The 17,479-nt window shown below is 72.0% G+C and carries 17 protein-coding genes and 2 pseudogenes; 7 read left to right on the top strand and 12 right to left on the bottom strand.

All coding sequences use genetic code 11. The features are described from left to right. Positions 1 to 3: 3 nt before the first annotated feature. On the bottom strand, positions 4 to 738 hold the full coding sequence (locus tag GLX30_RS14120; RefSeq protein ID WP_167306911.1) for an alpha/beta fold hydrolase: 735 nt from the start codon (positions 736 to 738) through the stop codon (positions 4 to 6). 247 nt (positions 739 to 985) lie between these two features. Between GLX30_RS14120 and GLX30_RS14115 the strand changes: the two genes are divergently transcribed. The 4 genes from GLX30_RS14115 to GLX30_RS14100 all read left to right on the top strand — a co-directional run bounded on the left by GLX30_RS14115 (position 986) and on the right by GLX30_RS14100 (position 3,469). Then, positions 986 to 2,122, top strand: a complete 1,137-nt coding sequence (locus tag GLX30_RS14115; protein WP_159688174.1) for an adenosine deaminase — start codon at positions 986 to 988, stop codon at positions 2,120 to 2,122. A 144-nt stretch (positions 2,123 to 2,266) separates the two neighbouring features. Beyond that, positions 2,267 to 2,602, top strand: coding sequence for an ATP-binding protein (locus GLX30_RS14110; RefSeq protein ID WP_159688172.1), 336 nt, complete (start codon positions 2,267 to 2,269; stop codon positions 2,600 to 2,602). A 93-nt stretch (positions 2,603 to 2,695) separates the two neighbouring features. After that, the gene (locus GLX30_RS14105; RefSeq protein ID WP_159688170.1) at positions 2,696 to 3,235 is read left to right on the top strand and encodes a hypothetical protein; all 540 of its coding nucleotides are present in this window, start codon (positions 2,696 to 2,698) and stop codon (positions 3,233 to 3,235) included. Between the two features lie 6 nt (positions 3,236 to 3,241). Then, entirely contained in the window at positions 3,242 to 3,469 is a 228-nt protein-coding gene (locus GLX30_RS14100) for a hypothetical protein (protein WP_159688168.1), read from the top strand. Between the two features lie 16 nt (positions 3,470 to 3,485). Here GLX30_RS14100 and GLX30_RS14095 read toward each other — a convergent pair whose 3' ends face one another. From GLX30_RS14095 to afsQ1, 5 genes are all read right to left on the bottom strand, one after another. Next, entirely contained in the window at positions 3,486 to 3,686 is a 201-nt protein-coding gene (locus GLX30_RS14095; protein ID WP_159688166.1) for a PspC domain-containing protein, read from the bottom strand. Positions 3,687 to 3,779: 93 nt separating this feature from the next. Then, positions 3,780 to 4,322 carry a VanZ family protein gene (locus tag GLX30_RS14090; RefSeq protein ID WP_159688163.1) on the bottom strand — a complete coding sequence of 181 codons (543 nt, stop codon included), beginning with the start codon at positions 4,320 to 4,322 and terminating at the stop codon, positions 3,780 to 3,782. 159 nt (positions 4,323 to 4,481) lie between these two features. Continuing rightward, positions 4,482 to 5,204, bottom strand: a complete 723-nt coding sequence (locus GLX30_RS14085) for a hypothetical protein (RefSeq protein WP_208545417.1) — start codon at positions 5,202 to 5,204, stop codon at positions 4,482 to 4,484. Next, entirely contained in the window at positions 5,201 to 6,766 is a 1,566-nt protein-coding gene (locus tag GLX30_RS14080) for a HAMP domain-containing sensor histidine kinase (RefSeq protein ID WP_244258453.1), read from the bottom strand. Before GLX30_RS14080 ends, GLX30_RS14085 begins: the two co-directional genes overlap by 4 nt. Positions 6,767 to 6,869: 103 nt before the next feature. After that, positions 6,870 to 7,547 (bottom strand): two-component system response regulator AfsQ1, encoded by a 678-nt coding sequence (gene afsQ1 / locus GLX30_RS14075; RefSeq protein WP_208545416.1) that lies wholly within the window; start codon positions 7,545 to 7,547, stop codon positions 6,870 to 6,872. Positions 7,548 to 7,727: 180 nt separating this feature from the next. Here afsQ1 and GLX30_RS14070 point away from each other — a divergent pair. Then, a pseudogene (locus GLX30_RS14070) lies at positions 7,728 to 8,467 on the top strand (SigE family RNA polymerase sigma factor). A gap of 260 nt (positions 8,468 to 8,727) precedes the next feature. Here the strand turns inward: GLX30_RS14070 and GLX30_RS14065 are convergent. Next, positions 8,728 to 9,381 carry a uridine kinase gene (locus GLX30_RS14065; protein WP_244258144.1) on the bottom strand — a complete coding sequence of 218 codons (654 nt, stop codon included), beginning with the start codon at positions 9,379 to 9,381 and terminating at the stop codon, positions 8,728 to 8,730. 118 nt (positions 9,382 to 9,499) lie between these two features. Between GLX30_RS14065 and GLX30_RS14060 the strand changes: the two genes are divergently transcribed. Continuing rightward, positions 9,500 to 9,856 (top strand): hypothetical protein, encoded by a 357-nt coding sequence (locus tag GLX30_RS14060; RefSeq protein WP_159688157.1) that lies wholly within the window; start codon positions 9,500 to 9,502, stop codon positions 9,854 to 9,856. Between the two features lie 86 nt (positions 9,857 to 9,942). Here the strand turns inward: GLX30_RS14060 and GLX30_RS14055 are convergent, their stop codons facing one another. The 3 genes from GLX30_RS14055 to deoC are packed head-to-tail and all read right to left on the bottom strand — an operon-like array spanning position 9,943 to position 13,212. Continuing rightward, positions 9,943 to 10,830, bottom strand: a complete 888-nt coding sequence (locus GLX30_RS14055; protein WP_159688154.1) for an aldehyde dehydrogenase family protein — start codon at positions 10,828 to 10,830, stop codon at positions 9,943 to 9,945. Next, entirely contained in the window at positions 10,823 to 12,259 is a 1,437-nt protein-coding gene (locus GLX30_RS14050; protein ID WP_159688151.1) for an aldehyde dehydrogenase family protein, read from the bottom strand. Before GLX30_RS14050 ends, GLX30_RS14055 begins: the two co-directional genes overlap by 8 nt. A gap of 5 nt (positions 12,260 to 12,264) precedes the next feature. After that, positions 12,265 to 13,212: a deoxyribose-phosphate aldolase gene (gene deoC, locus GLX30_RS14045; RefSeq protein WP_159695030.1), complete on the bottom strand. Its 948-nt coding sequence runs from the start codon at positions 13,210 to 13,212 to the stop codon at positions 12,265 to 12,267. A gap of 144 nt (positions 13,213 to 13,356) precedes the next feature. Between deoC and GLX30_RS14040 the strand changes: the two genes are divergently transcribed. Continuing rightward, entirely contained in the window at positions 13,357 to 13,992 is a 636-nt protein-coding gene (locus GLX30_RS14040) for a PH domain-containing protein (RefSeq protein ID WP_159688148.1), read from the top strand. A 103-nt stretch (positions 13,993 to 14,095) separates the two neighbouring features. Here the strand turns inward: GLX30_RS14040 and GLX30_RS14035 are convergent. Together GLX30_RS14035 and GLX30_RS14030 are read right to left on the bottom strand one after the other, a co-directional pair. Beyond that, positions 14,096 to 15,750, bottom strand: a pseudogene (locus GLX30_RS14035) (phospho-sugar mutase). Positions 15,751 to 16,615: 865 nt separating this feature from the next. After that, complete coding sequence (locus tag GLX30_RS14030) at positions 16,616 to 17,446, bottom strand: purine-nucleoside phosphorylase (RefSeq protein ID WP_159688145.1); 831 nt, start codon at positions 17,444 to 17,446, stop codon at positions 16,616 to 16,618. Positions 17,447 to 17,479: the final 33 nt, after the last annotated feature.

Genomic DNA, 17,479 nt, shown 5'->3' with positions numbered 1-17,479 from the left:
CCCTCAGGCCCGCAGCGAACGCCCGAACCCCGCCGCCAGCGGCATCCGCAGCCCGAGCGGCGGCGGCGCCGCGAGGGCGTCGGCGACCGGGCGGGCGTAGGACCTCGTGAAGAGGGAGCCGCGGACGAAGTCCACGGCCAGCGCCTGCACTTCCGCCTGGTACTGGCGCAGGGCGTGCCCGTCGGAGTGGACCTCGAAGCGGCAGATGTCGCGGTGGGACTTCTTGGCGCGCTCGGCGAGCCGGTAGGAGAGCTCCGGGTCCGTGCGCGCGTCGTTGGTGCCGTGCACGATCAGCACCTGACGTCCGGCGAGCTGCCGTACCGGCTCGGGGTCCGCCGCCATGTCGTCGTCCGGCAGCCAAGGCGCCAATGCCAGTACGGAGTTGACGGCCGGGTGCCCGGCCGCGTGCAGCGCCGCCCGCCCACCCATGCCATGGCCCGCCAGGCACACGGGCACGTCCCCGTAGCGGCGTACGACCTCCTCCACCGCCCAGGTCGCGTCCGCGGCGAGCCGGGCGTCCGCCCCGTTCCAGCCGCGCCCGCGGTAGCGGACGCTGTGCACGACCAGCCCGTCGTCGCGTCCCGCCCTGGCGAGCGTCCGGCCGAGCGGCCGCACGGCGGCGTACGACCACGCCGACGCCCTGCGTGCCGACTCCGGCTCGCCGTCCGGCAGCAGCAGCACCGCCCCCGCCACCGCCGGGTCCCGCCCGTCGTTCCGTACGCCGGAACGCCCCGGCAGGCTGCCGAGCCTCGCCCGCGGTGTCCGGCCCCCTGGTTCGGCCCGTGCGACGGTCGTCCCACCGAGGGCGTTCGCCGCTGCGGCCTCAGCGGCCGGACGCCCCCACCACCGGGGCAGTGCGTGGTGTGCCATGGCAGAACAGTCTCAGAAGCCGAGGTGTACTCCACCCGTACGCACGGTCACTGTTACGTATCGACAGGCGATCCGAGGGGGCGCGCTCTACGCGCGTAGGGGCTAGAGTGCGCAGATGACGAGCCAGACCCTCAATTCGCCCACCGCGGACCAGATCAGCCGCGCCCCGAAGGTGCTGCTCCACGACCACCTGGACGGCGGTCTGCGGCCGGGCACGATCATCGAACTCGCCCACGACGCCGGGTACGAGGCCCTTCCGGAGACCGAACCCGACAAGCTCGGCATCTGGTTCCGCGAGGCCGCGGACTCGGGCTCGCTGGAGCGCTACCTGGAGACCTTCGCGCACACCTGTGCCGTGATGCAGTCCCGCGACGCGCTGTTCCGCGTGGCCGCGGAATGCGCACAGGACCTGGCGGAGGACGGGGTCGTCTACGCCGAGATCCGCTACGCCCCCGAGCAGCACCTCGAAGGCGGCCTGAGCCTCGAGGAGGTCGTCGAGGCGGTCAACGAGGGCTTCCGCGAGGGGGAGCGGCTGGCCCGCGGGAGCGGGCACCGGATCCGGGTCGGCGCGCTGCTCACCGCGATGCGGCACGCCGCCCGCGCGCTGGAGATCGCCGAACTCGCCAACCGCTACCGCGACAACGGCGTCGTCGGGTTCGACATCGCCGGCGCCGAGGCGGGTTTCCCGCCCACCAGGCACCTCGACGCCTTCGAGTACCTGAAGCGCGAGAACAACCACTTCACCATCCACGCGGGCGAGGCGTTCGGGCTGCCGTCGATCTGGCAGGCGCTCCAGTGGTGCGGCGCCGACCGGCTCGGGCACGGCGTGAGGATCATCGACGACATCGAGGTGGCGGACGACGGCTCGGTGAAGCTGGGCCGGCTCGCCGCCTACGTACGCGACAAGCGCATCCCCCTGGAGATGTGCCCCACCTCCAACCTGCAGACGGGCGCCGCCGACTCCATCGCGGCACATCCCATCGGGCTGCTGCGGAAGCTGCACTTCAGGACCACGGTCAACACCGACAACCGGCTGATGAGCGGCACCAGCATGAGCCGCGAGTTCGAGCTGCTGACCGAGGCGTTCGGATACACGCTCGACGACATGCAGTGGTTCACCGTCAACGCGATGAAGTCCGCGTTCATCCCTTTCGATGAACGACTGGCGATGATCAATGACGTCATCAAGCCGGGCTATGCCGAACTCAAGTCCGAATGGCTGTTCCGGCAGACCGCCACAGGCGGGAACTGACCCCTCGCCGTCACCCCGACGGCACCTACACCGAAGCGGCCGGAGCCGTCAATTGCCGGCCGCTTCGCGGTGTTTGCGGGGCATGTGCAAGCCTGACTAGCTTGCAGAGCCGCTCATGTTCCCGTCCCCAAGGATTCGTTCCTGATGAAGCAGTCTGCTGCAAAGACCCTCGGTGTCGCCGCTCTCGGTGCCGCCTTCGCCGCTGCCGCCGCGGGTACCGCCTCCGCGGCCCCCGCCGTACCCGACCCGACGGGTGCGCTCGGCAACCTCTCCACGACCCTGCCGCTCAACGAGGTCACCGAAAAGCTGCCGGCGGGCGCGGCCGCGGCGCCCGCCACCGCGCAGGGTGCTGTCGGGGGGGCCGCCTCGAGCGCGACCGACCCCGTCAGCGGTCTGCTCGGCGGCCTCCCGGTGGCCGGTGGCGGTCCTCTCGGCGCTCTTACCGGTGTCCTGCCGGGCGGTCTGCCGATCGGCGCCTGACGCACACAGCCGGCCCACGGACCGGCTCACGCCCGTGGGGCGCACTGCCGAACCGGGTGTGCGCCCCACGGTGTTCGTGCCAGGATCGCCGCCATGCGAGCCAAGACCGGCGAGATCCCCGCGCTAGGCGCCGTCTGCGCGCTGCTCCTGACCACGGCCGCCTGCACGAGCGGCGACGATGGGCCCGGCAGGTCCCAGGGCGCACCGCCCTCGGGAACGAGCACCGCACCCGGCACCCCGACCGACGGCGGCAAGGGCGGCGGCCCCGGCGGTGACGCCTCCGTACCGCTGACCGCGCCGGAGCTGGAGCGTGCGGCGCTCACCACCAAGGATCTGACCGGTTTCCAGGTCTCCACCGGGAAGAGCGCGCTCGCCGCCTCCGGGCAGCCGACGGCCGACAAGGCCCGTTGCCGGCCGCTGGCCGACGCCATGGGAGCCGCGCCGGACGGACACGCCCGGCACACCGTCGACCGCGGCCTCGGGTCGCTGGACGACCTCGGCCTCGCGATCTCGGCGTCGCTCAGCTCGTACAGCGAGACCGACGCGAAGAAGCTGATGGACGGCCTCGAAGCGGCGCTCGACGCCTGCGGCGGCGGCTTCGAGGCGACGCTCGACGGCCGCGGCGCCTCCTAACGTGAGGTGAAGGCCGCGCCGCTCACCGTCAGGGGCGGCGACGAGACGGTCGGCTGGACCACGGTCGCCACCGGCGAGCACGGCGCGTCGCCCGTCCATCTGGTCGTCCTCCGCAAAGGCGCGACGGTGGCCCGCTTCATGGCCTTCGACCTCGCGGACCGCAAGCCGCCACGGGTCCCCGGGGCCGTCGCGGACAAGCAGCCGGCGAAGGTCGCGCAGGTGCTCGCCGGCTGACGGCCCAGGAGACGGGTCACCAGGCGCCGGCGGCCGGCTTCTCGGTGGGCAGCAGCATCCACAGCGCCAGGTAGAGCAGGAACTGCGGGCCCGGCAGCAGGCAGGAGGCCACGAAGATCACGCGCATCGTGGTGGCGGACGTACCGAAGCGCCGGGCCAGCGCTGCGCACACTCCGCCGATCATGCGTCCGTCACGGGGGCGGGCAATTGCGGCCATGGTGGGCTCCTTCACGAGAGCTGTCGCCGGGAGCCTCTCGGTGTGCTCCCGATGACTCCATGGTGGCTTCGCGAAGGGGGACGAAGCGTCGCTCTACGGGGCGATGCCGACCCTGGGAATCGTCGGGGTCGCCCCCTGAGAACCCTCGTTCCTGAGCACGGCCCCGCGTCGTACCTCGCGTCCCTGGCCGCGCGGCGCGGTCCCGCCACGCGTACGCAGCAGCCTGCGGCGCAGCCGGGCACGGCCCGCGGGCACGACCGCCAGGTGGGCGAGTGCCACACCGGTGGTGTTCAGCAGGAGCGAGTCGATGTCCACGACCTGACCGGGCACCCCGGTCTGCAGCAGCTCGATGCCGAGCGACAGCAGGGCGCCGGCCGCGACCGTACGGGCGAGGGACGCCCACGGGGACACGGCGAGACGGCCGCTCGCCATCGGCAGCAGGACCCCGAGCGGCGCCAGCAGGAGCAGTCCGCCGCCGATGTGCCGTGCGGCTTCGACGGGTCCGAGCTCCAGAGCGGCCTTGATCCCGGCCAGGGGTTCCAGGTTCGCCGCCGTCACCCACATCACGTCGAGTGGTCGCAGCGTCAGCCAAGAGACGAGCAGCAGATGGGCGATGGCGAGGACGACGCCCGCCACGCGGAAGCGAATGGCGGCACTGCCGCCCGAACCTTGACGCTGCACGCACCCCAAGACGCACGCCCGGCGGGAATCGGTTCCGCCGTTGTTCCGAGCAGGTGACCGGACCCTCTCGCCGGGCCGGCCCACGTCGCCGGAGGGGTTCCTGCGGCGGGCTTCCTACCGGGCGCCCGGCCCCGGTGAGGGCAGCGCGTCGAGCGTCGGCACCGCACCCTCCGGCCGTTCCTTGGTCCGTGCGGAGCACACATAGGCGTGCGGTGCGTAGTCCCCGGGGCCGCCGAGCACCACGGCCCCTCCGGCCTCCGCGGCCCTGCTCTCCGCCAGTGTGCACACGATCTGGGCGAGGGCCGGTGTCGGCAGGTCCTCCGGCTGGCGGCTCAGCCGCAGGGTGCCTCGGGGATCGCCCTCCCTGGCGCCGTTAACCAGCAGCGGCCCCCGCACGTATGTGGTGAAGCCCGCCTCCCGCTCCGGCGTGGACGGCTCCCTCAGCAGTTCGTCCAGAAGCGCCTGGGCGAACTCGGGCGCGCTGTCGGCCGCCTTGCTCTCGGAGATCCTTGCCGTACGGTCCACGGACTCCAGCTGCGAGGCGCACAGCATGTAGACCCGGACGGGTACGCCCTGCTCCTCCGCCTGCGGGGCGATGCTGCCGCCGGCCACCTCGCACGGCACCCGCGAGGGTGCGGCCCCCGCGTCGACGGGCACCTGGGTGGTCCTGATGCCGCAGCCCGCGAGGGCAAGGGAACCGGCGAGCACGACGAGGGCCGCGAGGGCCCTGCGGGCGCCGGTGCCCGTCCGCCGCACCGGAAGCGCGCGGTTCTCGCCGCGCTCCGGGGCTCCCGTCCCTGCCGTGACGCGTACCGCTTCACCGCCGACCGCTGTCACAGCGTGTCTTCCTCTCCCTGCCGGCGGCCGTCGTCCGCCGCCGTGCGGCCGTCGGCGCCCGCTGCCCCGGGGGCGTCCGCGTCGCCTGTCCCGACCGCCTCGCAGTCCTCGATCGAGGAACCGTCGCGCGGCAGCGTCAGCACGAAGACCGCGCCGCCCTCGGGCGAATTGGACGCGGTGATGTCACCGCCGTGGATATGGGCGTTCTCCATGGCGATGGACAGGCCGAGTCCACTGCCCTCGGAACGCGGCCGTGAGGCGCTCGCCTTGTAGAAACGGTCGAACACGTGCGGCAGGACCTCCTCGGGGATGCCGGGTCCGTGGTCCCGCACCTCGATGACCAGCTCGCCGTCGGCGGGCCGGACGGAGACCCGCACCGGCGAGCCGCCGTGCTTGAGCGCGTTGCCGATCAGGTTGGCCAGGATCACGTCGAGCCGGCGCGGGTCGAGGGCCGCCATGATGCCCCGCTCCGCGTCCAGCTCCACCGCGTCCAGCCAGGCACGGGCGTCGATGCAGGCGGTGACCTGGTCGGCGACGTCCACCGTGTCCAGCACGAGTCTCGCGGTGCCCGCGTCGAAGCGGGTGACCTCCATCAGGTTCTCCACCAGGTCGTACAGCCGCCGGGTCTCGCTGACCACGAGGTTCACGGCGGGCGCGATCATGGGGTCGAGGCTGTCCGCCTCGTCCTCGAGCACCTCGGTGACCGCGGTGAGCGCGGTCAGCGGCGTGCGCAGTTCGTGCGACATGTCGGCGACGAACCGGCGGCTCGACTCGTCGCGGGCGCTCATGTCGGCGACCTTCTTCTCCAGCGACGCCGCGGTCTTGTTGAAGGTCCGTGCCAGCTCGGCCAGTTCGTCCGTGCCGGACACACGCAGCCGGGTGTCGAGCTTGCCCTCGCCGAGCCGCCTGGCCGCCTCGCCCAGCCGGTGCACCGGCCGCAGCACGGTCGTCGCGGCCGCCTGCGCGAGCAGCGCGGAGCCGACCAGGGCGAGGAGTGTCGCGATGCCGAGCGACCAGGCGAGCGAGTTGAGGTCCTGCCGCTCCTGGTCGAGGGACTTGAACATGTAACCGGTCGGCCCACCGCCCACGATCCGGGTGCCACCGACCAGATACGGTTTGCCGCCGCGCTCGGTCCGCTGCCAGTAGAGGTGGTACGGCACGGTGTTGCCGGCGCCGATCTCCTGCCGTTCGTCCACCGCGTCCTGGAGCGACTGCGGGACGTCCTCCTTGGTGAACACGTCGGGGTCGGAGACGCCGACGATCGGCTTGCCCTCCGCCCGCTCACCGATGAGGAGCACGCTGTAGCCGTTGCCGTCGTTCCCCATCTGCTCGGCGACCCGTTGCAGCTCGTCCTGCGTGGGCCGGAGCGGCAGCGCCGCGGCACGGTTCTGCATGTCCTGCCGGAAGTCGTCCAGGGCCGCGTCCTGCGTACGCGTCAGCACCGCCTCGCGGTTGAGCCAGTACGCGATGCCGGACGCGGACACGGCGGCCGTGAGCGCGACGAGCGCGAACACCACCACGAGGCGCAGCCGCAGACTGGTCAGGCGGATTCCGGTGAGTATGCCGCGCCGTGGAGCGCCGCCGTCTCCGTTCGTACCGTCGCTGGTCGTGCCGTCGTTCGTGCCGTCGCTCACCGAACGGTCCCGCCCGCAACGTGCGTTCCGGTCACTGCGGGACGTCCAGCCGGTAGCCGACGCCACGCACCGTGCGGATCAGGGTCGGTGAGGACGGTACGTCCTCCACCTTCGCCCTCAGCCGCTGTACACACGCGTCCACCAGGCGCGAGTCGCCGAGGTAGTCGTGCTCCCACACCAGCCGCAGCAGCTGCTGGCGGGACAGGGCCTGCCCGGGGCGTCGGCTCAGCTCCAGGAGGAGACGCAACTCGGTGGGCGTGAGCTGCAGATCCTCCCCGTTCTTGGTGACCGTCATCGCGGAACGGTCGATCATCAGCGAGCCGAACGTCGCCGAGTCGGTGGACTCCCGCTCGCCGCGGCGCAGCACGGCGCGGATACGGGCGTCGAGGACCCGCCCCTGCACCGGCTTGACCACGTAGTCGTCGGCGCCGGACTCGAGCCCGACGACGACGTCGATGTCGTCGCTGCGAGCGGTGAGCAGAATGATCGGCAACTGGTCCGTGCGCCGGATACGGCGGCAGACCTCGAAACCGTCGATCCCGGGCAGCATCACATCCAGCACGATCAGGTCGGGCCGCTGCTCACGCAGCAGTTTCAGGCCGTCCTCGCCCGTCGCCGCGGTGGCCACTCGGTGGCCCTGGCGTGACAGCGAGAGTTCGAGGGCCGTGCGGATGGCGTCGTCGTCCTCGATCAGCAACAGGAAAGGCACGGGGGTCATTCTGGCCCATGGGGAGCCCCAGTTCGACTCCCCGTACCCTCCAGGCCCGTACTCACACCACTTCTTCCCTTGTGACGCGCCTGTGACAGTCGGCGGACACCGCCATGAAAGAGCCCGGGCAAGCTTCTTCTCACCGAACGAAACCAGACTCCACTCGACGGGGGGCGCGAGATGAACGCACTGCACAGCACCACCTCAAGCGCAGTTGTGACGCGTCTCCACGACGTCGCGCGGAGCACCGAGAAGTCCGGCGCCGTGAACGGGCGGGGGTGCGTTCGCGGCGCCGGGCGTCAGCACAAGCCGCCGTACATGGCGGTCGTTGACGCACCCACGGGGGAAGCGGCGCCGCGTACGGGGTGCCGAAGCCGACGAGGGAGCAGGCGTCCTGCTCGGAGGCCGAGTTCACGGCCTACGTCCAGGAGCGCCGGGCTTCCCTGTACGCGACCGCCTACCACCTGACCGGTGACCGGTACGAGGCGGAGGACCTGCTCCAGAGCGCGCTGTTCTCGACGTACCGGGCCTGGGAGCGGATCAGTGACAAGGCCGCGGTCGGCGGCTACCTGCGCCGCACGATGACGAATCTGCACATCAGCGCCTGGCGCCGGCGCAAGCTCAACGAGTACCCCACGGAGGAGCTGCCGGAGACGGCGGGCGACACCGACGCGATGCGGGGCACCGAGCTGCGCGCCGTCCTGTGGCAGGCGCTCGCCAGGCTTCCCGAACTCCAGCGGACGATGCTGGTCCTTCGCTACTACGAGGGCCGCACCGACCCGGAGATCGCGGAGATCCTGGACATCAGCGTCGGCACGGTGAAGTCGAGCATCTGGCGGTCGCTCCGCCGGCTGCGCGAGGACGAGGTCCTCAGCTTCGGCCGTGACGAAGAAGAGTCCTTCGGCGAGCTGGTGGCCTGAAGGCAACGGGGGAAACACGGGGGAAGTACGGGGGCTGCCGTTTCGGGGGAGACGGCAGAGACCGCTGTTTCGGGGGAGACGGCGGAAGGATCCACGGGGGACACGGGGATCCACGAGAGAGGGATCCACGGGGGAGACACGGGGATCCACGGGGGAAAACGGAGTGGGGCCGGGCAGACCGGGGGGTTCTGTCCGGCCCCACTCCCATGTCCGGGCGGCTGGTAGGGCTTTGTCACGTGGCCCTTGCCGGGTGACAAGCCCTACCAGGCCCTGTTCGGGACAGGCTGTCGCGCCGAGGGCAGCCGGCAGTGGCCGGCCGCCGCGGCCGCGAGGCGGCCGAGGGCCTCGGCCTTGCCGCAGGGGTGCGCGCCCAGGCCCGCCTGGCGGGCGACGATGCCACGCTCCGCGCGCATCAGACGCCACCCGCGCCGCAGCAGGAACGGCACGGACTTGCGCCCCTCGCGCAGATCGCGCGCGAGGCGGCGGCGGAACGTCGTGGAGGGCCGGCCGCGCAGGCACAGGGCGTCGGCGAGGACGCCCAGTTCCTCACAGCGCCGCACGACGTCGGCCGCGAAGATGCCTTCGGCGACGAACAGCGGTGTGCGGTCGATGTCCAGCGTCTCGGTCCCGGTCCGGGAGCTGGTGGCGAGGTCGTACACCGGCACGGCGGTCCGGCCGCTGCGGCACAGCTCCGCTATCGCCGCGACCGCGGCGTCCGCGTCCCAGGACGAGGGCGAGTCCCAGTCGATGTCGGTGCTGCCCGTCACCAGGGGAAGCGTCGGGTCGTTGCCCTCTTTGTAGAAGTCGTCCAGGCGCAGGACCGGCAGGCCGGTACGGGCGGCGAGAGAGGACTTTCCGGAGCCTGAGGGTCCCGCGAGCAGCACGACGCGGGTCGGGAGGGGTTGGGAACTCACGGGAGACAAGTGTGACGCATCCAGCGGCTCCCGGAACCCCCCGGAGGTCCGGTTGGTACGAGCATCACACCGCCGACCACTTTCCGTACGCACACGATCACTTGATGGGATGGAATCCATGGCTCGTCACGCAGCTTCCAAGAACAGGCGCCGCGCAGTGCTGCGCGCCGGACTCACCGTCGCGGCGGCGGGAGCCGCACTCGGCGCGGGCGGGGCGGCCGCCAACGCGGCCGTGCCGGTGGAGGCGGCCACCGGGCTCGTCACCAACTCGGTGAGCGGTGTGGGCGAGCTCAAGAGCCTTCAGCTGCACCCGCTGGCCAACACCGGTGTGGACCCGCTCGACAACGCGGTCGGCACGCAGGTCGCCGACTTCAAGCCGGTCAGCACGGCGATGGCCACGGACAACATCACCAAGGGCCAGGCGATCGAGGACCTTCCGGTGGCCGGGCCGGCCGCCGCCTCGCTGCTGCCGTAGGGCCTAGCCCGCGGATCGGGCACGACAGATGGGGAAGCCCCCGCCTCCGGACGGAGAGGCGGGGGCTTCGGCCGGTACCGGCGGCGTCAGTACGCCGAGCCGGAGGCGCCCAGTGAACCGGTCGGGTGCCAGACCGTCTTGGTCTCGAGGAACGCCGTAAGCCGGTGCGTGCCGGGGTCCGCCGAGAAATCCACAGCCTGTGGACGGAAGACCCGCTTCAGGTTGTCCGCCGCCGCGACCTCGAGCTCCTTCGCCAGGACCTCGTCCGCGCCGGTCAGATCGATGCCGTTGACGTCCTGGTGCGCGGCGAGCGGGGCGGCGATCTCCCCGGTACGGCCGGAGAGCACGTTGACCACGCCGCCGGGCAGGTCGGAGGTGGCGAGCACCTCGCCGAGCGAGAGCGCCGGGAGCGGGGCCCGCTCGGAGGCGACGACGACGGCGGTGTTACCGGCGGCGATCACCGGGGCGACCACGGAGACCAGACCGAGGAACGACGACTCCTGCGGCGCGACGATCGTCACGACACCCGTCGGCTCCGGGGTGGAGAGGTTGAAGAACGGGCCCGCGACCGGGTTCGCACCGCCCGCGACCTGGGCGATCTTGTCCGTCCAGCCCGCGTACCAGACCCAGCGGTCGATGGCCGCGTCGACGACGTCCGCCGCCTTCGACCTGGACAGGCCCTCGGACTGCGCGACCTCGCGGACGAACTGGTCCTTGCGGCCCTCCAGCATCTCGGCGATGCGGTAGAGGATCTGGCCGCGGTTGTACGCGGTAGCGCCCGACCAGCCGCCGAACGCCTTGCGGGCGGCGACCACCGCGTCCCGCGCGTCCTTCCTGGAGGAGAGCGGCACGTTGGCCAGCCACTTGCCCTTCGAGTCCGTCACCTCGTACACCCGGCCGCTCTCGGAGCGGGGGAACTTGCCCCCGACGTACAGCTTGTAGGTTTTGAAGACGCTGAGTCGCCCGTCAGACATCGAGGTAGGCCTCCAGACCGTGACGGCCGCCCTCGCGGCCGAAGCCCGACTCCTTGTAGCCGCCGAAGGGCGAGGTCGGGTCGAACTTGTTGAACGTGTTGGCCCACACCACACCCGCGCGGAGCTTGTTCGCCACCGCGAGGATGCGGGAGCCCTTCTCCGTCCAGATGCCGGCGGACAGGCCGTACTGGCTGTTGTTCGCCTTGGCGACGGCCTCGTCCGGGGTGCGGAACGTCAGCACGGACAGCACCGGGCCGAAGATCTCGTCGCGGGCGATGGTGTGCGCCTGCGTGACGTTCGTGAACAGCGTCGGCGCGAACCAGTAGCCGGAGGCGGGCAGCTCGCACGCGGGCGACCAGCGCTCGGCGCCCTCCGCCTCGCCGGCCTCGACCAGCGTCGTGATCCGGGACAGCTGCTCCTCGGAGTTGATCGCACCGATGTCGGTGTTCTTGTCCAGCGGGTCGCCGAGGCGCAGCGTGGACAGGCGGCGCTTGAGGGAGTCCAGCAGCTCGTCCTGGATCGACTCCTGCACCAGGAGGCGCGAGCCCGCGCAGCAGACCTGCCCCTGGTTGAAGAAGATGCCGTTGACGATGCCCTCGACGGCCTGGTCGATGGGGGCGTCGTCGAAGACGATGTTGGCGCCCTTGCCGCCGAGCTCGAGGGTGACCTTCTTCTTCGTGCCGGCGACCTGGCGGGCGATGGCCTTGCCGACCGCCGTCGAGCCGGTGAAGGCGACCTTGTTCACGTCCGGGTGGTCGACCAGGGCGGCACCGGTGTCCCCGTAGCCGGGCAGGATGTTGACCACGCCGTTCGGCAGGCCGGCCTGGCGGCAGATGTCCGCGAAGAACAGGGCGGACAGCGGCGTCGTCTCCGCGGGCTTGAGGACGACCGTGTTGCCGGTGGCGAGCGCCGGGGCGATCTTCCACGCGAGCATAAGGAGGGGGAAGTTCCAGGGGATGACCTGGCCCGCGACGCCGAGCGGGCGCGGGTTCGCGCCGTAGCCCGCGTGGTCGAGCTTGTCGGCCCAGCCCGCGTAGTAGAAGAAGTGCGCGGCGACCAGCGGGAGGTCCGCGTCGCGGGTCTCCTTGATCGGCTTGCCGTTGTCCAGGGTCTCCAGGACGGCCAGCTCGCGGCTGCGCTCCTGGATGATCCGGGCGATACGGAAGAGGTACTTGGCGCGCTCCGCGCCGGGCAGCGCCGACCACTTCCCGAACGCCTTACGGGCGGCCTTCACCGCACGGTCCACGTCCTCGGCGCCCGCCCGGGCGACCTCGGCGAGAACCTCCTCGCTCGACGGCGAGACGGTCTTGAAGACCTTGCCGTCCGCGGCGTCGGAGAACTCGCCGTCGATGAACAGCCCGTAGGACGGGGCGATGTCGACGATCGACCGCGACTCGGGTGCGGGTGCGTATTCGAATACGGAAGCCATGATGATCAGTCCACCGTCACGTAGTCAGGGCCGGAGTAGCGGCCGGTCGCCAGCTTCTGCCGCTGCATCAGCAGATCGTTGAGCAGGCTCGACGCGCCGAAGCGGAACCAGTGACTGTCCAGCCAGTCCTCGCCCGCGGTCTCGTTGACCAGGACGAGGAACTTGATCGCGTCCTTGGACGTACGGATACCGCCGGCGGGCTTCACGCCCACCTGTACCCCAGTCTGCTCCCTGAAGTCGCGCACGGCCTGAAGCATCAGCAGGGTGTTCGCCGGGGTGGCGTTCACCGCGACCTTGCCGGTCGACGTCTTGATGAAGTCCGCGCCGGCGATCATGCCGAGCCAGGAGGCGCGGCGGATGTTGTCGTACGTGGAGAGCTCGCCGGTCTCGAAGATGACCTTGAGCCGGGCGCTGCCGGAGGCCTCCTTCACGGCGCGGATCTCCTCGTACACCTTCATGTAGTCGCCGGCCAGGAAGGCGCCGCGGTCGATCACCATGTCGATCTCGTCCGCCCCGGCGGCGACCGCGTCACGGACGTCCGCGATCTTCACGGGGAGGGCGGCGCGGCCGGCCGGGAAGGCGGTCGCCACGGAGGCGACCTTGACCTCGGAGCCCTTCAGGGACTCCTTCGCGGTCGCCACCATGTCGGGGTAGACGCAGACCGCGGCGGTCGCCGGCGTGGTGCGGTCGGTCGGATCGGGGTTGACGGCCTTGGCGGCGAGCGCCCGGACCTTGCCCGGGGTGTCCGCGCCTTCGAGCGTCGTCAGGTCGATCATGGAGATGGCCAGATCGATGGCGTACGCCTTGGCCGTGGTCTTGATGGAACGCGTGCCGAGGGACGCCGCGCGCCCTTCGAGGCCGACGGCGTCGACGCCGGGCAGCCCGTGCAGGAAGCGGCGCAGAGTGCTGTCGGACGCGGTCACGTCGGCGAATGCAGGTGCGGTGGTGGGCATGGTCACCAGGTGAGCATATCTACGCGCGTAGCGACCTGTACAGGGGGTGCGGAGAAACTATGCCCGAATCAGGGCAGAAGCCGCGGTCCTCGCAGGCCACCCCGTGCCGGGGACCTGGAACCGGCGTGCGGCAGAATCGGAAGCATGACGAGCCCCCAGCAGCCCGAGCCCTCCACCGACAGCGACCGGATCTTCCGCTCGCCCGCCGGAATGGCGGGTGGTGCCGTGCTGCTCGGGCTTCTCGCCTGGATCGTCGTCGACGCCGTCGTCCGAGGTGAGGGCCGCACGCCGTGGCTCGCCCTCGCCGGCGCGCTGCTCGCGGGGCCGGTCGTCGTCGCCTTCACCTTCCGCCCGGCCGTCTTCGCCGGCGAGGACCGCATCCGGATCAGGAACCCGTTCCGGACCATCGTCCTGCCCTGGGGCAGCGTGGCCGACGTGCGGGCCTCCTACTCCAGCGAGATCTTCACGCAGGGCGGCGCGAAGTATCAGCTCTGGGCCATTCCGGTCTCCCTGCGCAAGCGCAAGGCCGCGGCCCGGCGGCAGGCCCAGGCCGCCTACGACGACCCGCACGGCACGACGTCCGTGCACGCCGACGTGAGCGACACGAAGTCCCGGGTCGCCCCCGCCGACCGGACCATCGCCGACCTGCGGGAACTGGCGGAACGGCGGTCCTCCGCGGCGGAGGCCCAGGGCGAGCCCCAGGTCCGCTGGGCGTACGAGCTGCTGGCGCCGGCCGCCGCGGGCGCAGTTCTCCTCACGGTCATCCTCGCGACCGGCTGACAGCCGCCCGTCACGCCGCCCGTGAGCGGTCGCGTGGATCCCGCGCGACGGCGCTCGCCGCGGCCCGATCGGACCGCGGCGAGCACCGGACACCAGGCGGACGTCAGATACCGGCGGCGGCGGACAGGTCCCGCCTGATGCCGTCGAGCACCTGCGAGGCGCGCACCCTGGAAGCGGCCAGCGCGCTCGCGTCGGCGACCGGGACGACCACCTCCAGGTAGCACTTCAGCTTGGGCTCCGTGCCGCTCGGGCGGACGATGACCCTGGCCTTGAACTCGCCGTCGAGGTAGTAGCGCAGACCGTCGGTCGGCGGGAGCCGGTCCGACCCGACGGCCAGGTCCTCCGCAGCCGTGACCCGCAGGCCCGCCAGGGCGGTCGGCGGCTGCTCGCGCAGCGCCCTCATGGCGTTCGCGATGATGCCCAGGTCCTTCACCCGCACCGACAGCTGGTCGGTGGCGTGCAGACCGTGCTCGACGGCGAGGTCGTCCAGCAGGTCGCCGAGCGTACGGCCCTGCTCCTTCAGTTCGGAGACGAGCTCGGCCACCAGCAGCGCCGCCGTGATGCCGTCCTTGTCGCGTACGCCCTCCGGGTCGACGCAGTAGCCGAGCGCCTCCTCGTAGCCGTACCGAAGGCCTTCGACGCGGGCGATCCACTTGAATCCCGTCAGCGTCTCCTCGTATCCGAGTCCCGCGGCGGCCGCGATCCGGCCCAGCAGCGACGACGACACGATCGACTCGGCGAAGACCCCGGTGGCGCCCTTGTGGACGAGGTGCTCGGCGAGCAGGGCGCCGACCTCGTCGCCGCGCAGCATCCGCCAGCCGCCGTCCGCCGCGTCGTCCGGGACGGCGACGGCGCAGCGGTCCGCGTCCGGGTCGTTGGCGATGACCACGTCGGGCCCGGCCCGGCGAGCGGTCTCGAAGGCGAGATCCATCGCCCCCGGTTCCTCCGGGTTCGGGAACGCGACCGTCGGGAACGCGGGATCCGGCTCCGCCTGCTCGGCCACAAGGACCGGCTCCGGGAACCCGGCGCGCGCGAAGGCGGCCGTCACCACGTCCTTGCCGACGCCGTGCATGGCCGTGTAGACGACCCGGGCGGTACGGGGGAGCCGGCCGTCAGCACGGCGTCCGTACGCGCCAGATACGCCTCGAGCACCTCGTCACCGAGCGTCTCCCAGCCCTCGTCCGCGCGGGGGACGTCGGCGAGGCCGCGGATCGCGTCGATCTCGGCGGCGATCTCCGCGTCGGCGGGCGGCACGATCTGCGAACCGTCGCCCAGGTAGACCTTGTAGCCGTTGTCCCGGGGAGGGTTGTGGCTCGCCGTCACCTCGACGCCCGCGACAGCGCCCAGATGCCTTATGGCGAAGGCCAGCACCGGCGTGGGAAGCGGGCGTGGCAGCACGGCTGCGCGCAGACCCGCGGCGACCATCACCGCGGCGGTGTCCCGCGCGAAGTCGGCGGACTTGTAGCGGGCGTCGTAACCGACGACGACCGGGCCGTCCGTCTGCCCTTTGGCCTTCAGATAGGCCGCGAGTCCGGCCGCCGCCCGGATCACGACGGCCCGGTTCATCCGCATCGGCCCGGCCCCGAGCTCGCCACGGAGCCCGGCGGTGCCGAACTGGAGCGTCCCGCCGAACCGGTCGGCCAGCTCGCCGAGATCCCGCGCCTCGATGAGCCGCGCGAGCTCGTCCCGCGTCTCCGCGTCCGGGTCCTCCGCGAGCCATGCCTCGGCCCGGGCGATCAGGTCCTGCTCCTGCTGCACGGTTGTCCGCCTCTCGTCTTCGCTGTGTCGAGTCTGCGCGGGGCGGGCCGGGGCCCGCGAGTCGCGACGCCTGCGGGGCGTTGTCCCCCAGCCTCCCCCTACGACCTGCCGGCCGTGGGGACCCCATCCCCTGTAACCGGGCTTGGCCCGATCCTCTGGACCGGGCTTGGCCCGGACCCGGTACCGCCCTTCGGGCGGTCTCCGGAAGCTCTGCCCCCGGGCTCCCGCGCCTGAATCCGTCCTACGGCGTGGCGGCCGCAGGGGACCTCGCTCCCTGAGACCGGTCTCCGCCTGGATCCGGCGCCGGTCCTTAGGACGGTGTCCCTCGCGCCTCGCTCGTCGGCGGGGCCTGAGGGCCCTGGCCGGGTGCCGCCCTGCGGGCGGTGTTCCGGAAGCTCTGCCCCGGGGCCCCGCCCTTCCATCTCCCCCTACGGCTCGGGGGCCGTAGGGGCCTCACTCATGAAACCGGTCTCCACCTGGACCCGGTGCCGCCCTCCGGGCGGGTGTCCTTGGGTTTGCGTCCCCGGGCACCGCACCTGAACCCAGGTCCTACGGCCTCGCGGCCGAGCCCCATGGGCGGGCGGAAAACCCCTCGGCGTTGCCGGAGAGTGCGTGGGCCCGTAGGACCGCTTGTCCCGCCCCCGGGTCGGGCCGGAGTCGTCGGCAGGGCCGGAGGCCGCCGTAGAGGGCCCCGTGGGAGGTGCCCCCGGCCTGGTCCGGGGGCACCTCCCACGGCCGGGGTCCAGAGCACGTCGAAGGCCCAGAGAGCAGGGGCCCGACCCGGCTTTCGGGAAGTGGGGTTCCCCGGGCCGCCGGACCGTAGGGGAGAAGGCGCCCCCCGCGAGGCGCCACGCCACCCGCCGCCTCAGATGCGTTCCAGCACCCGCGTCAGCAGCTCACCCATCCGCGCCGCGGAATCCCGTCCCGCCTGGAGCACTTCCTCGTGGTTCAGCGGCTCGCCCGAGAGCCCCGCCGCCAGGTTCGTGACCAGCGAGATGCCCAGCACCTCCGCGCCGGCCTCGCGGGCCGCGATGGCCTCGAGGACGGTGGACATGCCCACCAGGTCGCCGCCGAGCACGCGGACCATGTTGATCTCGGCCGGGGTCTCGTAGTGGGGGCCGGGGAACTGGACGTACACGCCCTCCTCGAGCGTCGCGTCCACCTCCTTGCACAGCGCCCGCAGCCGCGGGGAGTAGAGGTCGGTCAGGTCGACGAAGTTCGCGCCGATGATCGGCGACGCCGCCGTCAGGTTGATGTGGTCGCTGATCAGCACCGGCTGCCCCGGACGCATGCCGTCGCGCAGGCCGCCGCAGCCGTTGGTCAGCACCACGGTCTTGCAGCCGGCCGCGACCGCGGTGCGCACGCCGTGGGCGACGGCGGAGACGCCGCGGCCCTCGTAGAAGTGCGTACGGCCGAGGAAGACCAGCGCGCGCTTCTGGCCGATGCGGTACGAGCGGACCTTGCCGCCGTGGCCCTCGACCGCCGGGGGCGGGAAGCCGGGCAGTTCGGTGACGGGGAACTCGGCCTCGGGGGTGCCGAGCGCGTCGACGGCCGGAGCCCAGCCGGAACCCATCACCAGTGCGACGTCGTGGGTCTCGGTGCCGGTCAGCTCGCGCAGACGGGCGGCGGCCTCGTCGGCCGCGGCATGGGGGTCGGCGAGAGCGCCGACGAGGTCCGGATTCACAGATGCGTTCACGCGGATGAGGGTAACCCGGGAATTCCTACGCGC

It is taken from the genome of Streptomyces sp. Tu 2975 (genome assembly GCF_009832925.1).
In the GTDB taxonomy this organism is placed as follows: Bacteria; Actinomycetota; Actinomycetes; order Streptomycetales; family Streptomycetaceae; genus Streptomyces.
Note: the sequence above shows the minus strand (reverse complement) of the source record. Positions and strands in the feature narration are given on the sequence as shown.

What these genes read in the sequence shown, in the direction of transcription:
- GLX30_RS14115 (WP_159688174.1), top strand. Translation starts at nt 986, where the DNA reads ATGACGAGCCAGACCCTCAATTCGCCCACCGCGGACCAGATCAGCCGC.
- GLX30_RS14110 (WP_159688172.1), top strand. Translation starts at nt 2,267, where the DNA reads ATGAAGCAGTCTGCTGCAAAGACCCTCGGTGTCGCCGCTCTCGGTGCC.
- GLX30_RS14105 (WP_159688170.1), top strand. Translation starts at nt 2,696, where the DNA reads ATGCGAGCCAAGACCGGCGAGATCCCCGCGCTAGGCGCCGTCTGCGCG.
- GLX30_RS14095 (WP_159688166.1), bottom strand. Translation starts at nt 3,686, where the DNA reads ATGGCCGCAATTGCCCGCCCCCGTGACGGACGCATGATCGGCGGAGTG.
- GLX30_RS14060 (WP_159688157.1), top strand. Translation starts at nt 9,500, where the DNA reads ATGGCTCGTCACGCAGCTTCCAAGAACAGGCGCCGCGCAGTGCTGCGC.
- GLX30_RS14055 (WP_159688154.1), bottom strand. Translation starts at nt 10,830, where the DNA reads ATGTCTGACGGGCGACTCAGCGTCTTCAAAACCTACAAGCTGTACGTC.
- GLX30_RS14050 (WP_159688151.1), bottom strand. Translation starts at nt 12,259, where the DNA reads ATGGCTTCCGTATTCGAATACGCACCCGCACCCGAGTCGCGGTCGATC.
- deoC (WP_159695030.1), bottom strand. Translation starts at nt 13,212, where the DNA reads ATGCCCACCACCGCACCTGCATTCGCCGACGTGACCGCGTCCGACAGC.
- GLX30_RS14040 (WP_159688148.1), top strand. Translation starts at nt 13,357, where the DNA reads ATGACGAGCCCCCAGCAGCCCGAGCCCTCCACCGACAGCGACCGGATC.